The organism is Gymnodinialimonas ulvae, assembly GCF_037543845.1.
GTDB classification, from domain to species: Bacteria; Pseudomonadota; Alphaproteobacteria; order Rhodobacterales; family Rhodobacteraceae; genus Gymnodinialimonas; species Gymnodinialimonas ulvae.
The window spans coordinates 664,307-688,150 of record NZ_JBBIFX010000002.1 but is presented as its reverse complement, the minus strand read 5'-3'; the positions used below and the strand labels follow the sequence as shown (position 1 = coordinate 688,150).

Annotated in this window: 20 protein-coding genes; 10 read left to right on the top strand and 10 right to left on the bottom strand. The window is 61.1% G+C overall.

The annotated features are described in order from the left end of the window. Positions 1–183 precede the first annotated feature (183 nt). Entirely contained in the window at positions 184–372 is a 189-nt protein-coding gene (locus tag V8J83_RS13260) for a hypothetical protein (RefSeq protein ID WP_339986878.1), read from the top strand. A 337-nt stretch (positions 373–709) separates the two neighbouring features. Here V8J83_RS13260 and V8J83_RS13255 read toward each other — a convergent pair whose 3' ends face one another. The 8 genes from V8J83_RS13255 to V8J83_RS13220 all read right to left on the bottom strand — a co-directional run bounded on the left by V8J83_RS13255 (position 710) and on the right by V8J83_RS13220 (position 7,235). Next, complete coding sequence (locus tag V8J83_RS13255) at positions 710–910, bottom strand: HGGxSTG domain-containing protein (protein ID WP_339987009.1); 201 nt, start codon at positions 908–910, stop codon at positions 710–712. A gap of 985 nt (positions 911–1,895) precedes the next feature. Next, positions 1,896–3,422 carry a YfjI family protein gene (locus V8J83_RS13250; RefSeq protein ID WP_339986877.1) on the bottom strand — a complete coding sequence of 509 codons (1,527 nt, stop codon included), beginning with the start codon at positions 3,420–3,422 and terminating at the stop codon, positions 1,896–1,898. Next, entirely contained in the window at positions 3,419–4,315 is an 897-nt protein-coding gene (locus tag V8J83_RS13245) for a DUF7146 domain-containing protein (protein WP_339986876.1), read from the bottom strand. The genes V8J83_RS13250 and V8J83_RS13245 overlap by 4 nt, the downstream gene beginning before the upstream one ends. Then, positions 4,312–4,515: a hypothetical protein gene (locus V8J83_RS13240; protein WP_339986875.1), complete on the bottom strand. Its 204-nt coding sequence runs from the start codon at positions 4,513–4,515 to the stop codon at positions 4,312–4,314. Before V8J83_RS13240 ends, V8J83_RS13245 begins: the two co-directional genes overlap by 4 nt. Then, complete coding sequence (locus V8J83_RS13235; protein WP_339986874.1) at positions 4,512–4,865, bottom strand: hypothetical protein; 354 nt, start codon at positions 4,863–4,865, stop codon at positions 4,512–4,514. The genes V8J83_RS13240 and V8J83_RS13235 overlap by 4 nt, the downstream gene beginning before the upstream one ends. Before the next feature lie 105 nt (positions 4,866–4,970). Next, entirely contained in the window at positions 4,971–5,165 is a 195-nt protein-coding gene (locus V8J83_RS13230; RefSeq protein ID WP_339986873.1) for a helix-turn-helix transcriptional regulator, read from the bottom strand. Positions 5,166–5,244: 79 nt separating this feature from the next. After that, entirely contained in the window at positions 5,245–6,045 is an 801-nt protein-coding gene (locus tag V8J83_RS13225; RefSeq protein WP_339986872.1) for a hypothetical protein, read from the bottom strand. Then, the gene (locus V8J83_RS13220) at positions 6,042–7,235 is read right to left on the bottom strand and encodes a tyrosine-type recombinase/integrase (protein WP_339986871.1); all 1,194 of its coding nucleotides are present in this window, start codon (positions 7,233–7,235) and stop codon (positions 6,042–6,044) included. The genes V8J83_RS13225 and V8J83_RS13220 overlap by 4 nt, the downstream gene beginning before the upstream one ends. A 392-nt stretch (positions 7,236–7,627) precedes the next feature. Here V8J83_RS13220 and V8J83_RS13215 point away from each other — a divergent pair, with 392 nt between their 5' ends. The 9 genes from V8J83_RS13215 (at position 7,628) to V8J83_RS13175 (ending at position 21,085) form a co-directional block, all read left to right on the top strand. Further along, positions 7,628–8,581: a helix-turn-helix domain-containing protein gene (locus V8J83_RS13215; protein ID WP_339986870.1), complete on the top strand. Its 954-nt coding sequence runs from the start codon at positions 7,628–7,630 to the stop codon at positions 8,579–8,581. Between the two features lie 109 nt (positions 8,582–8,690). Further along, complete coding sequence (locus tag V8J83_RS13210; protein ID WP_339986869.1) at positions 8,691–10,100, top strand: aldehyde dehydrogenase family protein; 1,410 nt, start codon at positions 8,691–8,693, stop codon at positions 10,098–10,100. Positions 10,101–10,170: 70 nt separating this feature from the next. Continuing rightward, positions 10,171–11,817, top strand: a complete 1,647-nt coding sequence (locus V8J83_RS13205; RefSeq protein WP_339986868.1) for a GMC family oxidoreductase — start codon at positions 10,171–10,173, stop codon at positions 11,815–11,817. 362 nt (positions 11,818–12,179) lie between these two features. After that, complete coding sequence (locus V8J83_RS13200; protein WP_339986866.1) at positions 12,180–14,138, top strand: CocE/NonD family hydrolase; 1,959 nt, start codon at positions 12,180–12,182, stop codon at positions 14,136–14,138. A 10-nt stretch (positions 14,139–14,148) separates the two neighbouring features. Further along, positions 14,149–15,639: a M81 family metallopeptidase gene (locus V8J83_RS13195; RefSeq protein WP_339986865.1), complete on the top strand. Its 1,491-nt coding sequence runs from the start codon at positions 14,149–14,151 to the stop codon at positions 15,637–15,639. 132 nt (positions 15,640–15,771) lie between these two features. Further along, positions 15,772–17,340: an ABC transporter substrate-binding protein gene (locus V8J83_RS13190; RefSeq protein ID WP_339986863.1), complete on the top strand. Its 1,569-nt coding sequence runs from the start codon at positions 15,772–15,774 to the stop codon at positions 17,338–17,340. Positions 17,341–17,506: 166 nt separating this feature from the next. Then, positions 17,507–18,469, top strand: a complete 963-nt coding sequence (locus V8J83_RS13185) for an ABC transporter permease (protein WP_339986862.1) — start codon at positions 17,507–17,509, stop codon at positions 18,467–18,469. Positions 18,470–18,480: 11 nt separating this feature from the next. Beyond that, entirely contained in the window at positions 18,481–19,410 is a 930-nt protein-coding gene (locus V8J83_RS13180) for an ABC transporter permease (protein WP_339986861.1), read from the top strand. Between the two features lie 4 nt (positions 19,411–19,414). Then, complete coding sequence (locus tag V8J83_RS13175; RefSeq protein WP_339986860.1) at positions 19,415–21,085, top strand: ABC transporter ATP-binding protein; 1,671 nt, start codon at positions 19,415–19,417, stop codon at positions 21,083–21,085. A gap of 191 nt (positions 21,086–21,276) precedes the next feature. On the opposite strand, the gene V8J83_RS13170 is transcribed toward V8J83_RS13175, so the two are convergent. Next, positions 21,277–22,857, bottom strand: coding sequence for a 5-guanidino-2-oxopentanoate decarboxylase (locus V8J83_RS13170; RefSeq protein ID WP_339986858.1), 1,581 nt, complete (start codon positions 22,855–22,857; stop codon positions 21,277–21,279). After that, a complete protein-coding gene (locus V8J83_RS13165; RefSeq protein ID WP_339986856.1) occupies positions 22,854–23,801 on the bottom strand; it encodes a GlxA family transcriptional regulator in 948 nt (315 codons plus the stop codon). Before V8J83_RS13165 ends, V8J83_RS13170 begins: the two co-directional genes overlap by 4 nt. Positions 23,802–23,844: the final 43 nt, after the last annotated feature.

Sequence of the window (23,844 nt, the reverse complement as noted above, 5' to 3'; positions counted from 1 at the left end):
TGTGTATTAATCCGTTGCTAAGGAGCGACAGTGTAAGGAAGATTTTGCTCTTGCGTCCGCTTGTTTCCCTCCCTTGACTCCTCTTGGGCTAGGAAATAGGTGAGCTACCCACTGACACGCACACATTGAGGCATCTGGTTTGTCCTCAAGAGAGACGGTGCGGGTTCTGAAAGGTGAATTTAGATGACCGTTTTGGTTGATGAAGTCTACGCGAGGATTTTGACGGAGCACAACGCGACCTCGCGCGATGAGCTTTCGCGTGCCGTGACGGAAATTGAACACTTCGGGAAAGAAGACCCGGACCTCGCTCGTCGGCAATCCCCTATGCTCAACGTGCTGAGAGCGGCAGTGTTCTCTACGGGCAATCCCTGACGTTGGCGCTTTGCGCTGAGTTCCAGACGTCGAAGGCAGGTTGCCCCTGCTGCGTCCCAGACCAAACCTTGGCCTCGCACACTTTCGCAGACTACAAGCTGCATCATACTGTCAAGGGTTGGCTTGAACGGCACTTTCACGTCTTGATGCATGGGTCACGCCGCGCGCCGGATCGGAGTAACGATTGTGCATCTTCAGGGTTACAGTACCCATCGACACCTGAAGGTTTTCTCGGTTGGCAGTGGAGTTCGTCAAGACAAACGGCCTTTGTGTGAAATGAGTGTAATGCACAAGGCTTGTCCTTGACCGAGTACCTGTGAGGAGCGGGTCTGCCTTTTTATTCTTGGGCGCATACCGTGACATCTGTGCTGAGCTCTTTTTTCCAGCGCCGTCTTTGTCCTTCAGCTATCCGGGCTAGGCCTTCTTCCGTCTTGGGACCGGTAGACATTCCGCCATGGTTCCGGCATCGCTTGCGCCCAAGTATGGGTTTGCGCTGGCACGGCTCGCCCGTCCTCGTTTTGGCCCCACATAGTTCCATTATTGCCGCTGAGCCAATGTGGCCATCAATGGAACCGTTTCCATTCTTACCTAGGACTCGTTTGCAAGAGGCGGGCAAAGTATCTCTCTCTATTTCATGGATCATGTCCAGCGTTCGGTGCAGGTCCGCATCCGCTAAGACCCCATGACGTGCGGGCGCGGGCGCGCGTACTGGTGTACTTTCCGTGCATTTTCGTTTTGGAATGGGTAAGCCAAGGTGCACAGCGATCCGATAGGGAACGCCCCACCATAGGCACACGCCCGGTTTCGTTTCCCAATAGCTGATAGCGTTGCGACCGCATCCGATTGCCCATGCAAGTTGGGTCTGGTTCATTCCGAAATGCTTGCGGCGTCGGGCAAGGTCTGCCCCCGTGACGTGAACAGTGACCATCAGCGCTTCTCCTCCATTCGCCGCCACATTGCGAGGTCTTCGTCGAGACGTTTGCGACGGGATTTCTGGGCCTTGTTCCGGCAAGACATCCCGCAAAAGCGAGCATCGGCACGCTTATGGTCAGCAATGGGGCCTCCACATCGCTCGCAGCCCAGCGCGCGGCCCCGCCGAAAGGCGTGATAGAGACGCTTCATTCGCCGCTTAGCCGCCTTGGGGCATCCCACCAAGGGCGGCTGAATCATGAACCGAATGCGGTTTCGTTCGATTTCCTCCACCCAAAGGCGGTCAGGGTCTGGCGCTGGCATGGGCTTTCCTTCTCTAATTTGGGGGGGTCATAGACGCAGCAAGCGCCTGAATTTGTACGGTTTGGTTTTTTTGAACTGCCCGAAAGACCCTGCCATCACCTAAGGGTGATCTTAGGGTCGCCCTTAGGGAATTTGGTCGGCGGGCCAGCTGGTTCCACGCACAGTGATCGAAGCCGCACATTCTCAAATCTCGGAAGCTGACCGCTGCGACTTCTGCGACTTCTGCGACATGGGATGCGTGTTGGCGCGCCATGTCGCGGGTGTCGCAGGTGTCGCAACCCCAGAAGGCTTTAGAAGCCATTTTTCGCACCCACAATCTGAAAGGCGACCTTTCGCGCTGCGCCGTCGATCACCACACCATGCTCTAAGGGCACCAACCATCCATAGCGCACCAATATGCTGGTTAAGGCAGTCACTGTCTTAGCCTCACGCATGGAGCCGGGGCCAAACCTTGTTATGTCGCGCGGTAGGATTGTATGGGCTTCGCGGTCATTGTTCGCCGCTATCTCCGGCCAGTTATCTAGAAGCCACTGCCGCAAGTTTTCGGCCTTGTCAGTCTCGGCACTGACTTCCGCCGTCTCGGCCAAACGCTTGGCCTCTCCAAGATAGAACCGCGCCAACGTGATACCGCATCGCATCATCGGCTCGCCCACCTCTACCGCCCGCAAATTATCCCACAACGCCAGCACACCCGCGATCCTTGCGGCTTGCTCTACCGTCTTCGAAGCGTAGGCGGTCAAGGCCTCCAAAGGCCCTCCGGGGCGTTGCTCTGGCTCTATTTCAAGGTGATAGGTCCATAGGGCATCCCGCGCCGCCTCGGATAAAGAGAGGCACGGCGGCTTTAGTTCCTGGGGTGCCTCATCATCGACCGGCTTTGAGGCTGTCAGGATCGACCGCAGTTTCAGGGCGAAAGAATCTAACGACTGTCCGGCATCCGCAGGCGGACGCTTTAACAGACGAAAGCCGATAGCACTTTCCGGTTCGGCGATAAGGAAGCGCGCCAGAAACCCCTGACCGCTGGCCACCGGATCGGCAAGCAAGGGACGCGCCGCCACCGGCTGCACCATTAAATGAGCGGCCAGCCTTCGCCCGAAAAGGGTAGAGGTTCCATCGCCTGCCCTAACGCGGGTCAAAGGATCTCCACCCCAAAGCGCAGACAGCCCAGCAACGGTCTTCAAACGGTGATCCTGAGACATGCCGTGACCCCCAAGAAAACCGCCACCTTCATCAGAGAATAAGCCTAGGGACGGCTGGCCAATGAGGAACAACTTGTGCAGGCCTTCGAGGGTTGGTTCGGTGGCTGTAAGGTTTGGCAAAATGGGTGCCCTTGGCTCTGGCCCAAGTGCTTCTAGGTCATTCTGTGCACTTGCTTTGCCTTTGCCCTTTGCGCCCTTGAATTCACCCATAATCTGCGACCGCTCCGCTTTGTGGAGTTCCACCGCGTTTTCCCATGCTTGAACATCTTCGCGGTGCTGGGCGTTTGCCTCGGCCTCGTGGTCACGCAGGCCTCGCATCAACAGCCTGTCGGTCGCGCTCTTTCGTTCACCTGATTTGGCGATAGTCAGACAATAGAGGCTGACAGGAGCATCCCCGCCCAAGGTTTCGACATTCCCATGCGCCTGCACGGCCAGAGACGCCACAGAAAGGGCAGACTGCGCCGCAAGGGCCATCGGGGCCTGTGTGGTGGCCTGTGCGGCTTCTACGGCCTCTCTGAGGGGGCCAAGGGCCGCGATGGGATATTCGCCACCTTTGGGCAGTTCACGCAAAAGCGGTTGCGGGCCTTCGGGCACGTAGGCTTGGGGTTTCATTGCGGTCATTGGGCACCGCCTTTCAGAAGAACATCGTTGAAATCTTGGCCATCCGGTGCGGCCATGATCGAGACTGGCCAGCCAAGCGCGTGGGCTCGGTCGGCTAGTTTTGCCCCCGCCTCACGACCCGCCGGGTCGCCATCAGTCGCAACAATCAGAGATCCGCCAACGGGCTTGGGCGGTAGGTGAAGGGACCGCATTCCTGACGTTGAAAGGGTTGCCCAAACGTTTGCTGGACCTTCCAGGAGCCCACTCAGAAGGCTTAGGCCGGTCTCGATACCCTCTGCCAAGACAAGCGGCCCAATCGTCTCAGACAAGCGCACCGCGCCGCCAGAACAAGGGCCCAGCATCATCTTGGCGTTCTTTGGCAGACGGTCGCCCTTTTTGGTGAAGAAGGTGCGATGCACACCGCCTGTCGGCGTGACGTTCGCCACAATGGCTGCGCAGTAGGAACCACTTGGGCAGTGCATAGTATCTGCAACCCAACGCAAGCTGTATGGCAGGCTGCAAGTGATACCACGGCTGCGAAGGTAGGTTTCACCGGGCGTGCCGGTGATTGGGATAGTGTTGTCCCACACGTTGCGAGCGCGCTGGCGTTGCTTGGCCTCATGTCTGCCGCGTTCAGCCTCGGCCTCGGCCCTTGCTAAATGGTCGATTTCGAAGCTCCCTGACTTGATGCCCGCCGCCTGCAACAGGTCCACAAAAGCGCAGTCGGATTTCTTGCAGTGCATCAACAGCCGGTCACCTGCGGACCGGACGGTCAGGGCGTTTTGCCCCTTCCGCCGTTCCGGTTGGCAGATGGGGCACGGCGCGGTGCCGTACCCTTGCCCCCAACGCCCGCCTAGGTCACGGACAAGCTGGCGGGGCTCTACTTGCTCGAAGGTCGGAGTTTCAAGCCTCATGGCGTGCCCCCCTTCCCAGCCTTGCGGAAAGCAAACGCTTCCTTTTCGGAAAGGTCACGCACCGCGCCAGTGTTCAACAGGGCTTTGGGGCGGATGGGAACATCGACACCCCAGACGCCAAGGGCTTCACCTGCTTCTGACCAACACATTGTGCCTGCGACGGGATAGACGATTTGGATGGGAAAAGTGCTGACAATCATGCCGCGTCCTCCATTTCGATCCGCTCGACCACCGAAACCAGAACGTAAACGCCGTAGCGGTCACGACCCGTCTCTTTGTCGTCGCAGTAGAGGTCGCAACGAATATCAACTCCATGATCCCGTCGAAGGGGCAGCACCTTGTCAGACAATCGGCAATAGCTGGCCGCGAGCATTGGCCCTGCCATCAAACCTTCCAGCACCTGACGGGTGTGCTTGGACACGCAAATTGTGCGAGGTTCTTGGCCCGGGTCAGTCACCCTGTAGAGCGCGGGCGAGGTGGTTGGTGGAAGGTCCGCCCAACGATAAACGCGCCGGGTATTGCTTGGTGGTTTGCTTTTTTTGATGGTCATTTACTCGGTCCTCAAACTTGAAGAACCGGGCCAGTTGCGATACATTCTCAACAGCGACGTTGAACGAATACCGCCCCGCCCGGAATGCTTCGGGTGGGGTTTTTCTTAGGCGGCGTCGCGTTCGGCTTCCGCCTTGGCGATCACGGCTTCGATTTCCGACTTCTTCCAGCGGGACAGCCCGCCGATTTTGATGGGACGGGGGATTACTCCGTCCTGAACGCGACGCCAGAAGGTCGAAACAGAAGCGCCCAAAATGGCGGCAGCTTCGCGGTCACGAATTAGGGTTTCTTGAGTATGCATGGTTAGCCCTCTAGAGGTTGAGATGGGCTGACAAAGGATGGTTTTGCACAGATTGTTAATTCGGGTATCTCAACTTCCCTTAGGGGGTTTCTACTCCCCTAACTCTAGCTGCGTCCCAATTTGGATCAAAACGGCGGCCTCTGCGCGCGGCCTCCGCCTTTCCGCTTTTTATCCAAGGATCGAATAGAGTAGCCATGGTTCCGCGCCCGTCGAGGATAGGATATTCAGCAGGGTCATAGGGCGGGTCGCAAGTAATCAACCAAGGCTTCCAACTTTTCACACCTGGAAGCTCAAACGTGGCTGCTTGGCACGCGGCAAGTGTGTTGAAGTAACAGGCCATTGCGTCGAAATCCCAACCAAAACCATATCCCAAGTCCAAGTGTTCACTAGCGATTACCTCAGCAGACAAAAGGTGCGCTATCGACCGATATTTTGACCAAGCTTTGCGAATGTCTGCAGCGTCGGAAACGAGTCGAATTTTCAGCGTCTTTTGCCTACTACCTCTAGTATGAGTCTGAACTTCAATTGAACCAACACTAGCAGCGAATTCTTGCACTACTTCATTTGCCAAGTTCACAGAGGGCCGGTAGCCCACGCTCTTGAGACCCAACTGCGCAAGCCCTACCAATCCACAGGTTAGTCGTTGCCCAGCGGACGGATTGAGAGCTTCGCTCAATGTATGCGCAAGCGAAGACTCTTCATAGTTTTCTCCATTACACTCAGTCCATCTTCGGTATTCGTCATGAATGATTGATACGGCCTGTCGGCGGCTTGCTTCGTCTTCTGGATAATACTGTAATACCAGCAATTCATGGCGCGCAGTGGGCCGTATCTCACCTACTCGGTCTGACAAGGAGTAACGTCTTAACTCATCAATCATCTTGCTAATCTCACGACTTTGCCGCTTTCGCCAACACAATACTGACCCCAAGCCTCCATGAGTGCCATTCGCCGTTCGAAAAGGTCTGAGCGCGCATACGCCCGCTCTACTGCGTTGCCGGTTGAGTGGGACAAGGCGGCTTCGGATACTTCGCGCTGGGCATGGGCGCTTTCGGTGCACCAATCGCGGAAGGTAGACCGGAAACCATGAGTAGTAATCCCTTCAACCTTCATCCGTTTGAACAAAGCCGAAAAAACCGTGTCGCTTTGCTGGCGCGCTTTCCCATCGCGGCCCAGCGAAGGCGAGGGGAAACACAACTCTGCATCAAGGCCCTTCACCGCCTCCAACAATTCCAAAGCACGGGGGCAAAGCGGGACACGATGCGGTAGGCCGGTCTTCATTCTTTCGGCTGGCACGGTCCAACAATCGCCGTCAATTTCATCCCAACGCGCGCCCCTTGCCTCGCCGGATCGTGCGGCGGTCAGTATAATGAACTCTAGGGTGCGCGCTGACACGCCTTCGCGCTGTCGGAGCTCGTCCAGAAACGCGGGCACGTCCCGCCATGGCAGTGCTGGCATGTGCTGGGCGCGCTGGTTGACCCTTGGCAGGGACTTGGCAACGGCAGTGACAGGGTTCTCGCCCACGTAGTGTCCGGCACCCTTCGCCCAATCGAAAACGGTTGTCATGCGTTGCCGGACCCTACGGGCGGTTTCGTGCTTTTGAGCCCAGATTGGTGAAAGAACGTCCAGCACGTCACCAGACTGAATGGATTGCAGGGCGCGATTGCCCAGCTTTGGAAAGACATTGTTTTCCATCGAGGCCCACCAGATTTTTGCATGACGCTCGCTGCGCCAAGTGGGACGCAGACCGTCCAGCACTTTTTCGGCGGCTTCCATGAATGTAAGGTCTTCATGGTCACGGACCTTGGACGGGTCGCCGCCCTCCTTGGCGACTTTGCGCAGTTCGCGGGCCAATTCGCGGGCCTCGGCCAAACTGACGACACTCAAACCCCCAAGGCCACCTTCCCAACGTAGTGGCTTTCCAGTGGACGTTCGCCTGCCCCGGATGGTCGTGCGTAATATCCATGACTTCGCGCCAGTCGGACCCACGCGCAGATACAGCCCTTCACCGTCGGCATACATGCCAGCGTCAGACAAAGAGGCTATCTTACGAGCTGTTAGCTTCGGCATTGCTCACCTGTCCCACCGTTTGTCCCACCATAATTCATGGGATTGGGTGGGACAAGATGCGATACGCTGATTAGAGATTTTTGAGCATAGCCAACATATAATGGTCTATTTGCCTCTACTTTGGATTGGATGAGGCTGGGGTCAAACAGCCTCCTCCGCTACCAGTTTTCCAGTCTTGTTGTTTCAGCTCCGGCGCGAGGGGCGTGCCGGATTGACGTGCGCAGGGTCGGTTCAGGAATGCGGGTTGAGACCTGCGCATGTTGGCGCTGAGGGAGCAAGCTGAGTCTGCTCGCCCATAGCGCCTTCGTGGCACCAAAAAGTGACTGAGCAAACGTTGCTTCGCGATTCCAAACAATAGATTTGCGCCGAAAAGCTGTTACTGTGCGCAGGCTATGCCGAACTCGCACTCGCATCCCGAAAGCCTGCGCATTGAAACGCAACCCGTTGAACTGTTTCAGTCGCGCCTTCATGGAATCTGTGGATCATTTGACGTTCTGCCGACGCAGCAGAGGCGCGAAAACGTTTCCGGCCACCTGTCTGTGGCGCAATTCGGAGGCCTGGATGTCGCTCAAGTCGGCCTCGACGTGGAGCGCGTATCGCGCAGCACATCCAACATTCGATACGATCCCGGCAACCACTTCTTCTTGATCCTTCAGCAACGCGGACGGGCGCAACTTATCCAGGGAGACGCCGCAATCTGGGCGGAACCCGGTGACATGTTTGTGGTCGATGCGACCAAGCAAAGCACCTTCGTCTATGGCGGCGAACACACTTTGCAGCTGTCGGTGCACCTGCCGCGCGAAGAGATGTGTCATCGATTTGGTCACCGTATTTTTGGGGGCTTGGCGATCGAAGGGGACGAGCCCATGGCCATTGCAATGAAGGCGGTTCTGACAAAACTGATGACCACCGACGACGCGGCGGTTTTGCCCCACACCGTTGAAGCCTTCTACAGTGTATTTGGGGCATTGCTGACGGAACGGTCCCTGGGCAATGGCGGAAGGCTCAACCCAGACCGCGCGATTGTTCAGCAAGCGTTGACGGTCATCGCGGAAAGCTACCGCTCACCAAGCTTCAACAGTCAGTCGCTCGCGCTCCTGACCGGAGTTTCTCTGAGGCGCCTTCAGCGTGCCTTCAAGGTCACGGATGAAACGCCCCATGATCGTTTGCAGCGATTTCGGGTGGAAGCCGCACATCAGCATTTGCAACTGCTTTCAATGCAGCAAGACCATGTTTCGATCTCTACCGTCGCTTTTGAAGCGGGGTTTGGCGACCTCTCCACGTTCTACCGGGTGTATCGCAGATATTATGGCCGCGCTCCGGGCGAGACACTGCAGGTCGAGTGATCTGACGCCTGGCGCAAAAGACTCTGACGTCTGACGCCAAGACGCATCCGCGGCCACTTCCTAACCTCACCCGTGGGAGACCTATGGTTTTTGGAGGAGGAGAAAACCGATGGCTGACATTTATTCCATGGTCATTGGCGGTCAGAATGTGGCCGCAGCACAGACATTCGAGGTTCGCAATCCGTCCTCGGGTGAAATCGTCGGGTTGGCGCCTGAAGCCAGCTCGGCCGATCTGGATCATGCCGTCGCGGCGGCAAACGAGGCATTCTCAAGCTGGTCACGCCATTCTGACGCTGCCCTTCAGGCGGCCTGCGAGGCGGTGACCGCAAAACTGGGCGAACACGCAGAAGAATTGGCGGAGCTTGTCACGAAGGAGCAAGGCAAGCCGCTCAACGGGCTCGGTTCGCGGTGGGAGCTTGGCGGCGCAGGGGCTTGGGCAGGGTATACAAGTGCTCTCTCCTTGCCGATGAAGACATTGCAGGACAACAACGAAGGCACGGTGGAGCTGCACCGCAAGCCGCTTGGTGTTGTTGGCTCCATCACCCCATGGAACTTTCCGGTGATGATCGCGATCTGGCACATCATGCCGGCGCTGCGCACGGGCAACACGGTGGTGATCAAACCGTCTCCATTCACGCCGCTTTCGACCATTCGGTTGGTCGAGATCATGAATGAGGTCCTGCCGGCCGGTGTTGTGAATTGCGTCACCGGCAGCGATGGAGGGGCCTCTATTGGTGCTGCCATGTCGGCCCATCCAGACATCCGCAAGATCGTGTTCACGGGCTCTTGCGCGACCGGCGAAAAGGTCATGCGCTCGGCCGCGGAAACCATGAAGCGTCTGACGCTTGAAATGGGCGGCAATGACGCCGGCATTGTTTTGCCCGATGTCGATCCGGCGCAGATCGCGGAGGGTTTGTTCTGGGGTGGATTCATCAACAACGGCCAAACCTGCGCCGCGATGAAACGACTTTACGTTCACGCAGACGTCTATGACGCCGTTTGCGATGCCCTGGTTGCCTTTGCCAAGAGCATTCCGATGGGAGACGGAATGGCAGAGGGAAGCATTCTTGGCCCGGTCCAAAACCGGATGCAGTTCGACAAAGTAAAACGCCTGGTCGACGCGGGCAAGTCTGAGGGTCGCGTGCTGTTGGGGGGCGAGCCGGGAGACGGTCTCTTTTTCCCGGCCACGATCATCGCGGATCTCGACAATGACAATCCGCTGGTGGCCGAGGAACAGTTCGGACCAGCGTTGCCGATCATCAAATTCTCGGATGTCGACGATGCGATCGCACAAGCCAATGCATCGGAAAACGGGCTCGGCGGATCGGTCTGGTCAAAGGATATCGACCGCGCCAAAGAGATCGCCCTTCGCATGGAATGCGGGTCTGTCTGGATCAACAAACACGGCGCGATCCAGCCCAATGCCCCGTTTGGGGGGGTGAAGAAATCGGGCATCGGGGTCGCATTCGGCGAAGAAGGCCTACAGGAATATACCGACGTTCAAGTCGTCTTTTCCTGAGATCTCCTTGTCAAACAATTCGCATGTGCAGCCCACGAACCGGGCTGCGCACATATCGGGAGGAAACCACATGAGAAAACCCAGACTTAACCGCCGCGACTTTTTGAAGAAGTCCTCACTTGCCTCGGGCGTCTTGATGGTCGCACCGGGGATATACGGCGCATCTGTCAACACGGCGCAGGCGCAAACCGGAAGCTTCGACTATGTGATTTGCGGCGCAGGCTCGGCGGGATGCGTCCTGGCGGCCCGCCTTACCGAAGACCCGGACGTTTCCGTGCTTCTGATCGAAGCCGGTGGCCCGGAAGAAGGTGTGACAACCATCGAAACACCGCTTCTGCTTCTGGAGAACTGGAACACCGAATACGACTACGCCTACTTCACGGCCCCTCAAGAGCATTGCAACGGGCGTCAGATCCACTGGCCACGCGGGCGCGTCGTTGGCGGCTCCGGTTCGATCAACGGGATGCTCTATGTGCGTGGACACGCGTCCGATTACGACAATTGGGCCTATATGGGAAACCCGGGGTGGGACTATGAAAGCATCCTGCCGTATTTCAAGAAATCCGAAGATTTCGATCAGGGTGAGAACGAATACCATGGTGCCGGAGGGCCGCTCCGGGTGACGACGGATTATGAGATTCACCCCACGACACAACGCATCGTCGACGCGGCACTGCAAGCGGGCTACCCGTTCAACGAGGATTACAACGGGGCCGATAGCGAGGGTGTGAATTTCGCGCAGATGAACACAAAGGATGGCAAACGTCACTCAAGCGCTGTCGCCTTCCTGCGTCCGGCCCTCGAACGCTCGAACCTCAGCCTTCTGACCAACGCGCGTGTGACGAGGGTTGAATTGGACGGCAAGACGGCAACCGGTGTGAGCTATATCCAGGAAGGCGAGACGCGCACCGTCACAGCCACGCGAGAAGTGATCCTTGCAGGCGGGACAATCGAAAGCCCCAAAATGCTGATGCTGTCGGGTATCGGCGAGCGTGCGCAACTGGAAGAGCACGGGATCGAGGTTGTCCACGAGCTGCCGGGTGTCGGAAAGAACCTGCACGATCATTCGCTTGCACCGGTGATCTTTGAAGGAGACGTACCGCCGCCGACCAACGTGGCCGTCATTCCGCTCCATGCGCAGGCGTTCATGCGCTCTGACCCGCGCTTGCCCGCACCCGACATGCAGCCGTTGTTCTTCCATGTCCCGCTTTATACCGCTGACACGCAGGAGCCGATCACGCCATCGGCCTATACGCTGTGTGCTGGCGGGGTCAGCCCGACCAGCCGGGGAGAGTTGAGGATTACCGGTCCCGATGTCGACGACCCGCTGATCCTGGACCCCAACCTTCTCGAGACCGAATACGACGTGCAAACCCTGGTGACCAACATCAAGATGATGCGCGAGATTGCACAGCAACCTGCCCTGGCAGAGATCACGACGCGGGAAATCTATCCCGGCCCGGAGGTGCAAACAGACGAAGAATTGGCCGATTACGCCCGCAATTCGCTGCAAAGCTATCACCATCAGGTCGGCACCTGTAAAATGGGGCGTGATGAAATGGCCGTGGTGGATCACGAGCTAAAGGTCCATGGCCTCGAAGGCCTTCGCGTGATTGATGCGTCCATCATGCCGGTCGTTCCGACAGGCAACACCAATGCGCCCACCTATATGGTCGCCGAGAAAGGCGCAGACATGGTGAAAGCATCCCGAGGATAAAACCTCGGGCGACTTTTTCGGCCCAAATGGTTCGCCAATGCCTCACTTCGCGCATTGGCGAACCGCCACAAAAGACTGCTCGTTCTTCCGTGACTTCGCCCGTGCGGCGGGTGATCGGTATTATGGGCTGCTTTTACAACGGGATAACGCGTCGTTGACGGGAAGCCTTGGGCCGTGGCTGCACTGCGCTCCAAACCATTGACGGCACGTGGCAGGCTCAACAGCGCCGAACCCTTTCATCGCCGCATTTGCTCAGAGTTCGGCCGCACTCTATCGGTGCGGAGCGGAAACCGACATCCGCCGTGACGTCGCGCGGAACGATCCAACTGGACCCGCGCCGCCAAGCTTGGCACCAATGGGCGATGGAACATCACGACGCGCCCCTTGTCTGGATCCCGCTTCCCTGTGGCACACGCCTCGCCGCGCGGATCTGGCGGCCTGTCACCGACGCGCCGGTCCCTGCGGTACTCGAATTCCTGCCCTACCGCCGCCGCGATGTGACCGCACCGCGCGACGAGGCAACCTACCCCGCCCTTGCCGCGCACGGCTTTGCCGGGGTCCGGGTCGATCTGCGCGGCACCGGCGACAGCGGCGGGCAGTTCGACGACGAGTATTCCGAGACCGAGCTTTCCGATGCCGAGGCCACCCTTGCCTGGATCGCGGCGCAGCCCTGGTGCAACGGCCATGTCGGGATGATGGGGATCTCCTGGGGTGGCTTCAACGCGTTGCAACTCGCCGCGCGCAGGCCCCCGGCGCTCAAGGCGGTGATCTCAATCGCCTCCACCGTGGACCGCTTCGCCGATGATATCCACACCAAGGGCGGCGCGCAGATGGGGACCAACCTTTATTGGGCGACGCAGATGCTGGCCCGCGCCGCCGTGCCGCCGGATGCGGCTGTGGTCGGGGCGGATTGGCGCAAGATCTGGCTGGATCGGCTTGGCGCGATGGAGCCTTTGGCGCTGACATGGATGCGCCACCAACGCCGCGATGGCTATTGGAAACACGGCTCGATCTGCGAAGATTTCGGCGCGGTCGAAGCGCCCGCATTGCTCATCGCCGGGTGGGCCGATGGTTACCGCAACACGCCGTGGAAGGGGCGCGCGGGTCTGGGCGCGCGGGCCCGCGCCATAACCGGGCCGTGGGTACATCTCTATCCGCATTTCGCCGTGCCCGGCCCGCGCATGGATTTCGTGGCCGAGGCCGCCGCCTGGTTCGGCCAGCACTTGCGCGGTGAGGACGCGCCCGACCTGCCCGCCCATCGCCTCTACCTGTCGGAGGCCGTGCGCCCCGATGCCCCGCGCGACTTCGAGCCCGGCCAATGGATCGAGATTGATCAAAGGGCGGCGAGCGAGGCCCGCCTGCACCTGTCGCCCGGCACGCTTGGCCCCGCAGGCCGGACGCAGACCACACTTCTTTGCTCTGCCCTCGACACCGGCGTCGACGGCGGCGCCTTCTTCACTCAGGGCGGCGACACCGACCTGCCCGCCGATCAGCGCGCCGATGACGGGCGGAGTCTGTGTTTCGAAACCGAGCCGAGCGACACCCCGCTCGACATTATCGGCATGCCGGTGCTGCGCCTGCCCGTCGCGATTGACGCGCCGCAGGGCAACCTGATCGCGCGGCTCGTGGACGTCCACCCCGACGGCTGCGCCCATCGCATCAGCATGGGCGTTCTGAACCTCGCGCACCGCAACGGCAGTGAAACGCCGTCCCCCATGACCCCCGGCGCGCCGGAACACATTACCCTCACCCTCGACGCCACCGCCTATCGCCTGCGCCCCGGCCACCGGTTGCGTCTTGCGCTGTCCACCGCGTATTTCCCGCTCATCCTGCCGCCGCCCAGTGACGTCACCGCCACACTGACCCTAGGGCCCCAGGCGACGCTGCATCTGCCGCATGCCCCGCACCGGCCCTGCACCTTGCCCGAACCGCCGCCCGGCGATCCGCGTCCCGATTACCCGCGCCAAACCCCGGCAGAAGATTACCGTCGTACCCATTTCGACCGCGCCACCGGGCGCACCGATGTCGTGCAATCCAGCACCACCGGGCTGCGCACGCACCCCGGCCACGGGCTTGGCTTTGAGGATACCCACAAAGCGCGCTGGTCGATCACCCGTGGCGATCCGCTCAGCCTTGAGGCGCAGGAGGAAACCACCGCGCTGCGCATCCGCGACGGCATCACCACCGAGGTTATCGCCACCGGCGGGATGCGCGCCACCGCGACCCATTGGATCGTCGAGGCGCGCCTCGCCGCCCGCGAAAACGACGCGTTGATCTTCGAGCGCGGCTGGTCCGAAGAGATCCCCCGCGACCATGTCTAGCGCCCCGCGAATGCGACCCAAAATCGCCCTCGCCGGGTTCCAGCACGAGACCAATTCCTTCAGCCCGCTGCCCGCCGATCTGCCCGCCTTCGAGATGGCCGATTCTTGGCCACCGCTCCTGCGCGGCGGCGCCGTGATCCCCGGTTCCTGCGGCCTGAACCTGCCTATCGCGGGCTTTATCGCCGCCGCCGCGCCGACCGCCGATCTTCACCCGATCCTGTGGTGCGCCGCCGAACCTTCGGGCCCCGTCACTCACCACGCCTTCGACACGATCTGCGCCGAGATCCTCAGCGGCCTCGCCCGCACACGCCCCGATGCGCTTTACCTCGATCTGCACGGCGCGATGATCACCGAAGATCACCCCGACGGCGAGGCGGAGCTTCTGTCGCGCATCCGCGCGCAAACCGGCCCGGACCTGCCGATTGTGGCGAGCCTCGATTTGCACGCCAATGTCTCCGACACGCTCACCGACCTCACCGATGCGCTGACGATCTACCGCACCTACCCGCATCTCGATATGGCCGATGCCGGGGCCCGCGCCCATGCAGCACTCACCGATATCCTCAACGGCCAACGCCCCGCCAAGGCGTTCCGCGCCCTCCCCTACCTGATCCCGATGCACGCGCAATTCACCGGTGCCGCCCCCGCAGGCCCGCTTTACGCCGCACTCACCGCCCACGATGCCCCCGGCCAATGGGCCGAATTTGCGACCGGGTTTTCCGGCGGCGATAGCCCCGTCACCGGCCCCGCGATCCTCGCCCATGCCCCCACGCAGACGCAGGCCGATAGCATTGCCGACGCGCTCCTGGCCCGAGTTCTGGCCGCCGAGGACGCTTTCGATCAGCCCCTGCAAGACCCCGACACCGCCGTGCGCCTGGCCATGGCCAGTCCTGTCGGCAAACCCGTGATCCTCGCCGATGTGCAGGACAATCCCGGCGGCGGCGGATCGTCGGACACTACGGGCCTGCTGCGCGCGATGGTTTCGGGCGCGGCGCAAAACGCACTGTTGGGTGTGCTGCATGACCCCGCCGCCGCCGTCGCCGCGCATCAGGCCGGGGTCGGTGCGACCCTGACCCTCGGGCTTGGCGGAAAATCCGGGCTGTTCGGTGACACACCCTTTGAAACCCCCTGCCACGTCGCCGCGCTCAGCGATGGCAGCGTGCCTTACGAAGGCGACATGTACGGTGGCGGCACCGCGCAGATCGGGCCAACCACCCTGCTGCACCTGACTGTAAACGGTTCCGACATTCGGGTTCTCGTCAGCTCGGTCCGCAACCAATGCCTCGACCGTGCCTATTTCCGCCACATCGGCGCAATCCCCGAAACCGCCCGACTGATCGCGGTCAAAAGCACCGTGCATTACCGCGCCGATTTCGACCCGATTGCGCAGGCCACGATCCCCGTGGCCAATCCCGGCGCGTTGGGATGTGTCCTTGAGGATGTGCCCTACCGACACCTGCGCAAGGGCCTGCGGATCGGCCCGAATGGCCCCGCCGCCTAGGCCCAGTTCAACGTCAAGTTGTGGCCCGAAACCGATAAACAGGTTGAATACATGATATTTGCAGTCAGAATGAAATCATAACGTGCGCGCCCCTGACGGCCCGCACACCAAGAACGAAACAGGGAGACGATAATGAGTAAACTGACATCTTTTGCCAGTCCCAGCCGCCGTGGCGTGCTGAAAGGCGCGACGGCTATCGGGGCCGCGGCGCTTGTGACACCGTGGGGCACACCGCTCCGCGCGCAGCCCGTCCGCGGCGGCACCTTGCGCGTGGGCATGGCCCATGGCTCGACCACCGACGCGCTCGACCCGGGCTCGTGGGAAGCCGATTTCATGATCTTCCAGGCGCATACGCGCAACAATTATCTGACCGAGATTGCCGCCGATGGCTCCCTCGTGCCGGAACTGGCCGAAAGCTGGGAAGCCTCCGCCGATGCCGCGACCTGGACGTTCACGATCCGCTCTGGTGTTGAATTCCATTCCGGCCATGTCCTGACCGCCGAAGACGTGATCGCCTCGATCAACCACCACCGCGGCGAAGACAGCACCTCGGCCGCTGCGCCCATCGTGGCCGACATCACCGACATGACGGCCGATGGCATGAACGTGGTGTTCACCCTGTCGGCCGGCAACGCGGACTTCCCGTTTGTCCTGTCGGATTATCACCTGCCGATCCTGCCCGCGCAGGCCGATGGCACCATTGATCCCGAAACCCGCGATGGCTGCGGCCCGTTCCGCATCGCCGAGCTGGAATTCGGTGTCGGCGCCCGCTACGAGCGTCATGAGGGCTACTGGAAAGAGGGCCTGCCCTATTTCGACGCCATCGAACAGGTTGTGATCTTCGACGATGCCGCGCGTCAGAACGCGCTGATTTCGGGCGACGTCGATTACATCGACACCGCCGATCTGAACACCGTGCACCTTCTGGAACGCGCGCCGGGGATCGAGATCCTTTCGGTGACGGGCACGCAGCATTACGGCCTGCCGATGGACACCCGTGCGGCGCCCTTCGATGACGTCAACGTGCGCATGGCGCTCAAGTTCGGCATCAACCGGCAGCAATTGGTGGACACGATCCTCAACGGCTACGGCTCGCTCGGCAATGACCACCCGATCGGGCCCGGTCAGCGCTTCTTCAACACCGAGCTGGAGCAGCGTGAATACGATCCCGACCGGATGCAATTCCACCTGCGCGAAGCGGGCATGGAAAGCCTCGACGTGGACATCCACCTTGCCGATGCGGCCTTCGCCGGTGCGCTGGATGCGGGCGTTCTGTTTGCCGAAAGCGCGAGCGCCGGTGGCATTAACCTGAACGTGGTGCGCGAGCCCAACGATGGCTACTGGTCCAACGTCTGGATGCAGAAGCCGTTTGCCGGCACCTATTGGGGCGGTCGTCCGACCGAAGACTGGATGTTCGCCACCGCCTATGCCGAGGGCGTGCCGTGGAACGAAACCTATTGGTCGAACGAGCGCTTCAACGAGCTTCTCGTCTCCGCCCGCGCGGAACTCGATGAGGATCTGCGACGCGAGCAGTATTTCGAGATGCAACAGATCGTCTCCGACGAGGGCGGCATCATCATCCCGATGTTCGCCGCCTACGTGGGTGCGCATTCTGACCGTCTGGGCCGTCCCGAGCAGATCGCCTCGAACTGGCGCAATGACGGGCACCGCATCGGCGAGCGGTGGTGGTTCGCCTCCTGAAACCGTTCATCTGAACACACCCCGGGCCGCTTTTCGGTGGCCCGGGAGATGTGTCCATCTGAACGCTTTTCGCGCGAAAAAAGCGTTCAGATGAGCACATTTCCGTCCGGTTGAACGCATCTGGCGGTGGGCAAGCGACCGGGCATTGCGCCCCCGAAGGACAGACATGTCACATATATTCACCATGATCGCACAGCGTTTGGCCCTTGGCTTCGTGACGCTGTTCGTCGTGTCCCTGATCATCTTTCTCGGCACCGAACTTTTGCCCGGCGATTTCGCGCAAGAGATCCTCGGACAATCCGCCACGCCCGAGACCGTCGCCGCCCTGCGCGAGCAATTGGGTCTGAATGATCCCATGCATATCAGATACTTGGGCTGGCTGACCGATATTCTGCGCGGCGATTTCGGCGAAAGCCTGGCCAATGGCCAATCGGTCGCCACGCTGATCGGCGGGCGTCTTGTGCGCACGTTGGAGCTTGCCGCTTATGCCGCCGCCATCGCGGTGCCGCTGTCGTTGATCCTCGGCATTCTCGCGGCACTGTTTCGCAATTCCTTCTTCGACCGTTTCGCCAATGCAAGCGCGCTCTCCTCAATAAGTTTTCCCGAGTTTTTCGTGGCCTACATCCTTATCTTCCTGCTCGCCGGCGCCGGCGGCGCCTTCCCCGCGACCGCGATCAACATCTCGCGCGGCGATCCAACCTTCGCCGAATACCTGCATGTCGCCTTCCTGCCTGCGTTAACCTTAACGCTGGTCGTCACGGCCCATATGATGCGGATGACGCGCGCCGCGATCATAAATCTGCTCTCCAGCCCCTATATCGAGATGGCCCGATTAAAGGGCATGGCGCCGATGCGGATCATCGTCAAACACGCGCTGCCCAACGCTTTGGCCCCTATTATCAACGTGATAGCCCTCAATCTCGCGTACCTCATCACCGGCGTGGTCGTGGTCGAAGTGGTCTTCGTCTACCCCGGTCTTGGCCAACTCATGGTCGACAGCGTCGCCGCCCGTGACATGCCGGTGGTGCAGGGCGTCGCGCTGATTTTCGCCGCCGCCTATGTGCTGCTGAACCTCACCGCGGATGTGTTGGCCACCCTGTCCAATCCCCGCCTCGTGCACCGTCGCTGAGGGGGAAGGATATGGGTTTTCTAACCGGACTTCTCTGGCTCGCAGCCGCAATTATCGCTGCAATGGCAGCGGGTTGGCTGTTTCGTACCGTCGCCGTCGCAATCACGCCGCGCGGCATCTCGAAAGAGCTCAAGACCGCGCCGCTGACCGCCAGCTTCGGCATGCTGATGATCCTGGCTTACGTCTTCGTGGCATTCTTCGCGCCGATGCTTGCCCCGTTTTCGGAAACCGAAGTCGTCGGTCCCGAATTCCTCTTCCCCGGCGATGACCCGTCCCTGCTTCTCGGCACCGACAACCTCGGTCGCGACATGCTCTCGCGAATGATCTACGCCGCGCGCAACACCGTCGGCATCGCTTTCGTCACCACGGCCATCGCCTTCATCCTCGGCTCGGTTCTGGGCCTTTTGGCGGCAGTCGTCGGCGGCTGGCTCGACCAATTGCTCAGCCGCACGGTGGACGTGTTGATGGCGATCCCCGCGCTGATCTTTGCCCTTCTTTTGTTGACGATTGTGGGCACGTCGATCATCAACATGATCCTCGTGATCGCGGTCATCGACTCGACCCGCGTGTTCCGCCTCGCCCGCGCCGTCGCCATGAATATCGTCGTCATGGACTACGTCGAAGCCGCCCGTCTGCGCGGTGAAGGCCGTTGGCGTTTGATCACGCGCGAGATCCTGCCCAACGCCATGGCGCCGCTCGTGGCCGAATTCGGCCTGCGGTTCTGCTTCGTGTTCCTCACCATTTCCGCCTTGTCCTTCCTCGGCCTCGGCATCCAGCCCCCCACGGCAGATTGGGGCGCAATGGTAAAGGACACGGCAACCATGATCACCTTCGGCAATGTCACCCCGCTGCTGCCCGCCGCCGCCATCGCGCTCCTGACGGTCAGCGTGAACTTCGTGGTCGATTGGCAGCTGCATCGCGCCAGCGGATTGAAGGAGTAAGGCCATGCCCGAGACGCCAACATCCGACAAGGACGTGCTTCTGACCATCCGCGACCTGCGCATCGAGGGCCGCGCCGATGAGGAATGGCTTGAGATTGTGAAAGGGGTCGACCTGACGCTTCACAAGGGTGAAGTTCTTGGTTTGATTGGTGAATCCGGGGCGGGAAAGTCAACCATCGGGCTTGCCGCGATGGGCTTTGCGCGCGACGGTTGCCGGATCTCAGGCGGGACCATCGACTTCGACGGGATTGACTTGCGCAAAGCCAGCGAAACCAAGCGCCGAAGCCTGCGTGGAAAACGGATCGCCTATGTCGCGCAATCGGCCGCGGCCAGTTTCAACCCGGCCCACCGCTTGATCGACCAATACGCAGAAGGCCCGGTGCAGCATGGTGTCATGGGCCGATCCGAGGCCTCGCGCGATGCGGTCGACCTCTACCGCAAAATGCAGCTGCCGGACCCCGACGAGATTGGGTTTCGCTATCCGCATCAGGTCTCCGGCGGGCAATTGCAGCGCGCGATGACGGCCATGGCGATGGCCTGTCGCCCCGACCTGATCATCTTCGATGAACCGACAACCGCCCTCGACGTGACAACCCAGATCGAGGTTTTGTCCGCAATCCGCGACATCGTGGAGCAATTCGACACGGCGGCCATCTACATCACCCACGACCTCGCCGTCGTGGCGCAGATGGCCGACAAGATCAAAGTCCTCCTTAAGGGCGAGGAGGTCGAAGAGGCCGACACCCGCACCATGCTTGACGCGCCGACGCAGGATTACACCAAATCGCTCTGGGCCGTGCGCAGCCATGCGCGCGCAGAGCAACCGCCGGTGGCGGCGGGCACCACGCCGGTCGTGTCGGTCAAGGGCGTGACGGCGGGCTACGGTACGCTAGACGTGTTGAAGAACATCAACTTCGACATCCACGCCAGGCGCACCGTCGCCGTTGTCGGCGAAAGCGGGTCCGGCAAATCGACAACCGCACGCGTTATCACCGGCCTTCTGCCGCCCCGTCAGGGTGAGGTTTTGTTCAACGGCGCGACGCTGCCACCGGATTACCGCAACCGCACCAAGGATCAGTTGCGACAGGCGCAGATGATCTACCAGATGGCCGATACAGCCCTGAACCCAAAACAAAGACTTCGCGAATTGATCGGGCGTCCCGCGCAGATGTATCTCGGGCTGAACGGCAAGGCCTTGGACGAGCGGGTGCGCAATTTGCTCGATCTGATCGAATTGGAACCGGACGATTATATCGACCGCCTGCCCTCGGAGCTCTCCGGCGGGCAGAAACAGCGCATCGGCATCGCGCGAGCCTTGGCCGCAGAGCCGCAGTTCATCATCTGCGACGAGGTTACAAGCGCGCTTGACCAATTGGTCGCAGAGGGGATTTTGAAGCTTCTGGACAAGCTGCAGGCTGAATTCGACCTCGCCTACATGTTCATCACCCATGATCTCGCGACGGTAAAATCCATCGCCGATGAGGTGGTGGTGATGAAGGAAGGCGTGGTGGTCGAGCAGGGGCCGAAATCCGACATGTTCCAGCCGCCACATGATCCCTATACCGAGCTGCTGCTGTCGTCGGTGCCGGAGATGGACCCCGATTGGCTGGACCGGCTGCTGGAGGATCGAGCCGCGGGCGGCGCGGGGGCCAATGTGAAAAGCGCAGGGAACTAAGCGCAGGCAGCATTGCAGGTCAGCTCCCAAAACGCGCCTTTTTTTGGAGGGGGGCCAGCCCCCAAACACACACCTCCTTGGGGGCCAGCCCCCAAACACACACCTCCTTGGGGGCCAGCCCCCAAACACACACCTCCTTGGGGGCCAGCCCCCAAACCCCCGGAGTATTTCTGAAACCAGGAAGGCCGGAGTCAGTCCACGATCATGTCGATGAGATAGGCGGTTTTGGCGGCCAAGGCGCGGTCCAGCGCTTGGGTGAGTGCGGCAATGCCGATGATCCGCTCGGCAGGCATCCCGTAGGCCTGCGCCACCTGCACGAAATCCGGGGCGGATGGTTTGACGCCTTCGGGCTCGATCGCATTGTCGCGCATGAACCGCTCGATCTCCTGATAGCCATTGTTGTTCCAGACCAGGAAAATCACCGCAGCTCGTTCATCCATCGCGGTACCAAGTTCCGAAAGAACAAATTGCAGCCCACCGTCCCCCGACAGACAAAGGACAGGCGTGTCTGGCGCACCAAGCGCCGCACCGATCGCCGCGGGCGCACCGTAACCAAGAGCGCCATAGCCGGTCGCTGCGTTGAACCAGCGGCGCGGGGCGGGCATGTTGCAGATCAGGTTGCCCGCATAGATGGCCTGCGTGCTGTCACCGATGATCCGCACGCCCGGGATCGCGTCGCGGATCATGTGAAGCATCGTGATTTGATCCGCATAGGCCGCCCCGATCTCTGCAAGCGCGGCATCGCGGGCTTGCGTGGCCCGGGCGGCGGCGTCATGCACGCGCTGCTTGCCTTCGGTGGCGGTCAGAAGCGCAGAGACACCCAACGCCGCGTCAGCGACAATGGGCAGATCGGGTAGGCGCACGCGGCTGACTTGTGCGGCATCGCTGTCGATGCGGATAAGATGCCGGAGCGCGGGGGATTTGCCGTCTTCGTACATGTCGTAATCGGTTCGCCCGAATTGGGTGCCAATGGCGAGGGTGACATCGGCCTCGGCCATGACCGCGCGGACGCTTTCAAGGCTGGGACTGGCGAAGATCTCAAGCGGGTGGCCGCCAAGCAGTCCGCGCGCATTGGTGGTCGTGATCACCGGCGCGTCGAGCCGTTCGGCCAGCGTCGTGATATCGGCCGCCGCACCAAGTGCTCCGCCGCCCGCAAGGATCAACGGGCGCTCGGCGTTGGACAGGGCTTGAGCGGCTCGCTCAATGGCGTCCGGCGCGGGCCGTGCGGGCGCGGGCAGGGCAGGTACGGTCGCAGGCGCGGCCACCGGCATGTTCATCACATCAAGCGGCACCTCGATATGCACCGGACCCGGGCGCGCGCTGGTCATTCGCGTGAAAGCGCGGGTCATGACCCGGTCCAGATCCTCCGCCCGATGCAGCGTATGGGACCACAGAGCGACCTCGCGCATCATCGCGTGCTGGTTCGGCAATTCGTGCAGAAACCCCTCTTCATGGCCATGCGTTGCCACGCGGTTCACCCCGGAAATCACCAACATCGCAATGCTATCGGCGCGCGCCTGCGCCATCGGCGTGATCGCATTGGTCACGCCTGGCCCTGTGATCAGGAGACAAACGCCCGGCTTGCCGGTTGCGCGCGCGTAGCCATCGGCCATGAAGCCTGCGGATTGTTCGTGCCGGGGCGTGATGTGACGGATCGGACTGTCGGCGAGGCCGCGATACATCTCGACCGTGTGGACGCCGGGAATGCCGAAAATCGTGTCCACGCCGCGCTGTTCCAGATGCGCGATAAGCGCCTCACCCACGGTCTTCATTGTTGGCCTCCCTCGGACATCTTCGCGGCGCGCGCGGCGGACGGTGTCATCCCGAACTCTGCCTTGAAAGCGCGCGTCATAGCGGTCGCATCCCTGTAGCCCGCGCGCAAGGCGACTTCGGCGACGCTCTCGCGGGTTTGCTCCATGCGCCGCCGCGCCTCGGCCAAGCGGATTGCGCGGTAGAGCCGCGCAGGCGTCAGGCCGGCATGGGTGCGAAACGCGGTCTCAAGGCCCCGCAGGCTAAGGCCGATCTCGCGCGCGATCTTGCCAAGCGGAAGCGGGATCTCCACGTTGCGGCGCATCAACGCGGCGGCGGCCCTGATTTGCCGATGTTTGGGAACAAGACGACGCGGATCGGTCAGCGGATCACGCTCGCCATACATGAAGAGTGCTGCCACCTCGAGCGCGAGTGCCGCCCCGTGGTCCCGTTCGATCAGCGTCAGCATGAGATCAAGGGTTGTGGTCGCGCCGCCACAAGACGCGCGCGCCCCATCGATGACATGGCGATCTTGCGTGAATTGGACCTGCGGAAAGGCCTCCGCCGCCTCGTCCAGGATATCCCAGTGACAGGTGGCACGGTGCCCGTCGAGAAGCCCGGCATGGGACAGAAGATACGCCCCGGTATCGAGCCCCACGAGCAGGTCAAAGCGGTGGGACGCGGCGCGCAGGGCCTGGGCGGTCTTGGCGGTTGCGAGCGCGTCGTACCCGTAGCTCGGCATGACAAAAAGGGCGTCGCCCCTGTGATCTGGGCGCATCGGTTGCGGCGTCACCGGCAAACCGCTCGACGAGGCAAGAACCTCAGCCCCAAGGCTGAGGAAGGACCAGGCGTAAAGGGGCGCACGCGCCAGCGTATTGGCGGCGCGCAACGGCTCCACTGCATTGGCGAGACAAAGGTTCGAGAAACCGTCGAAAAGAAGCATATGGATGCTTTTCGTTCTTTGCATGAATGAAGGCGCTTTCTGCATGGTTTGCATTGCGAGGCTATGC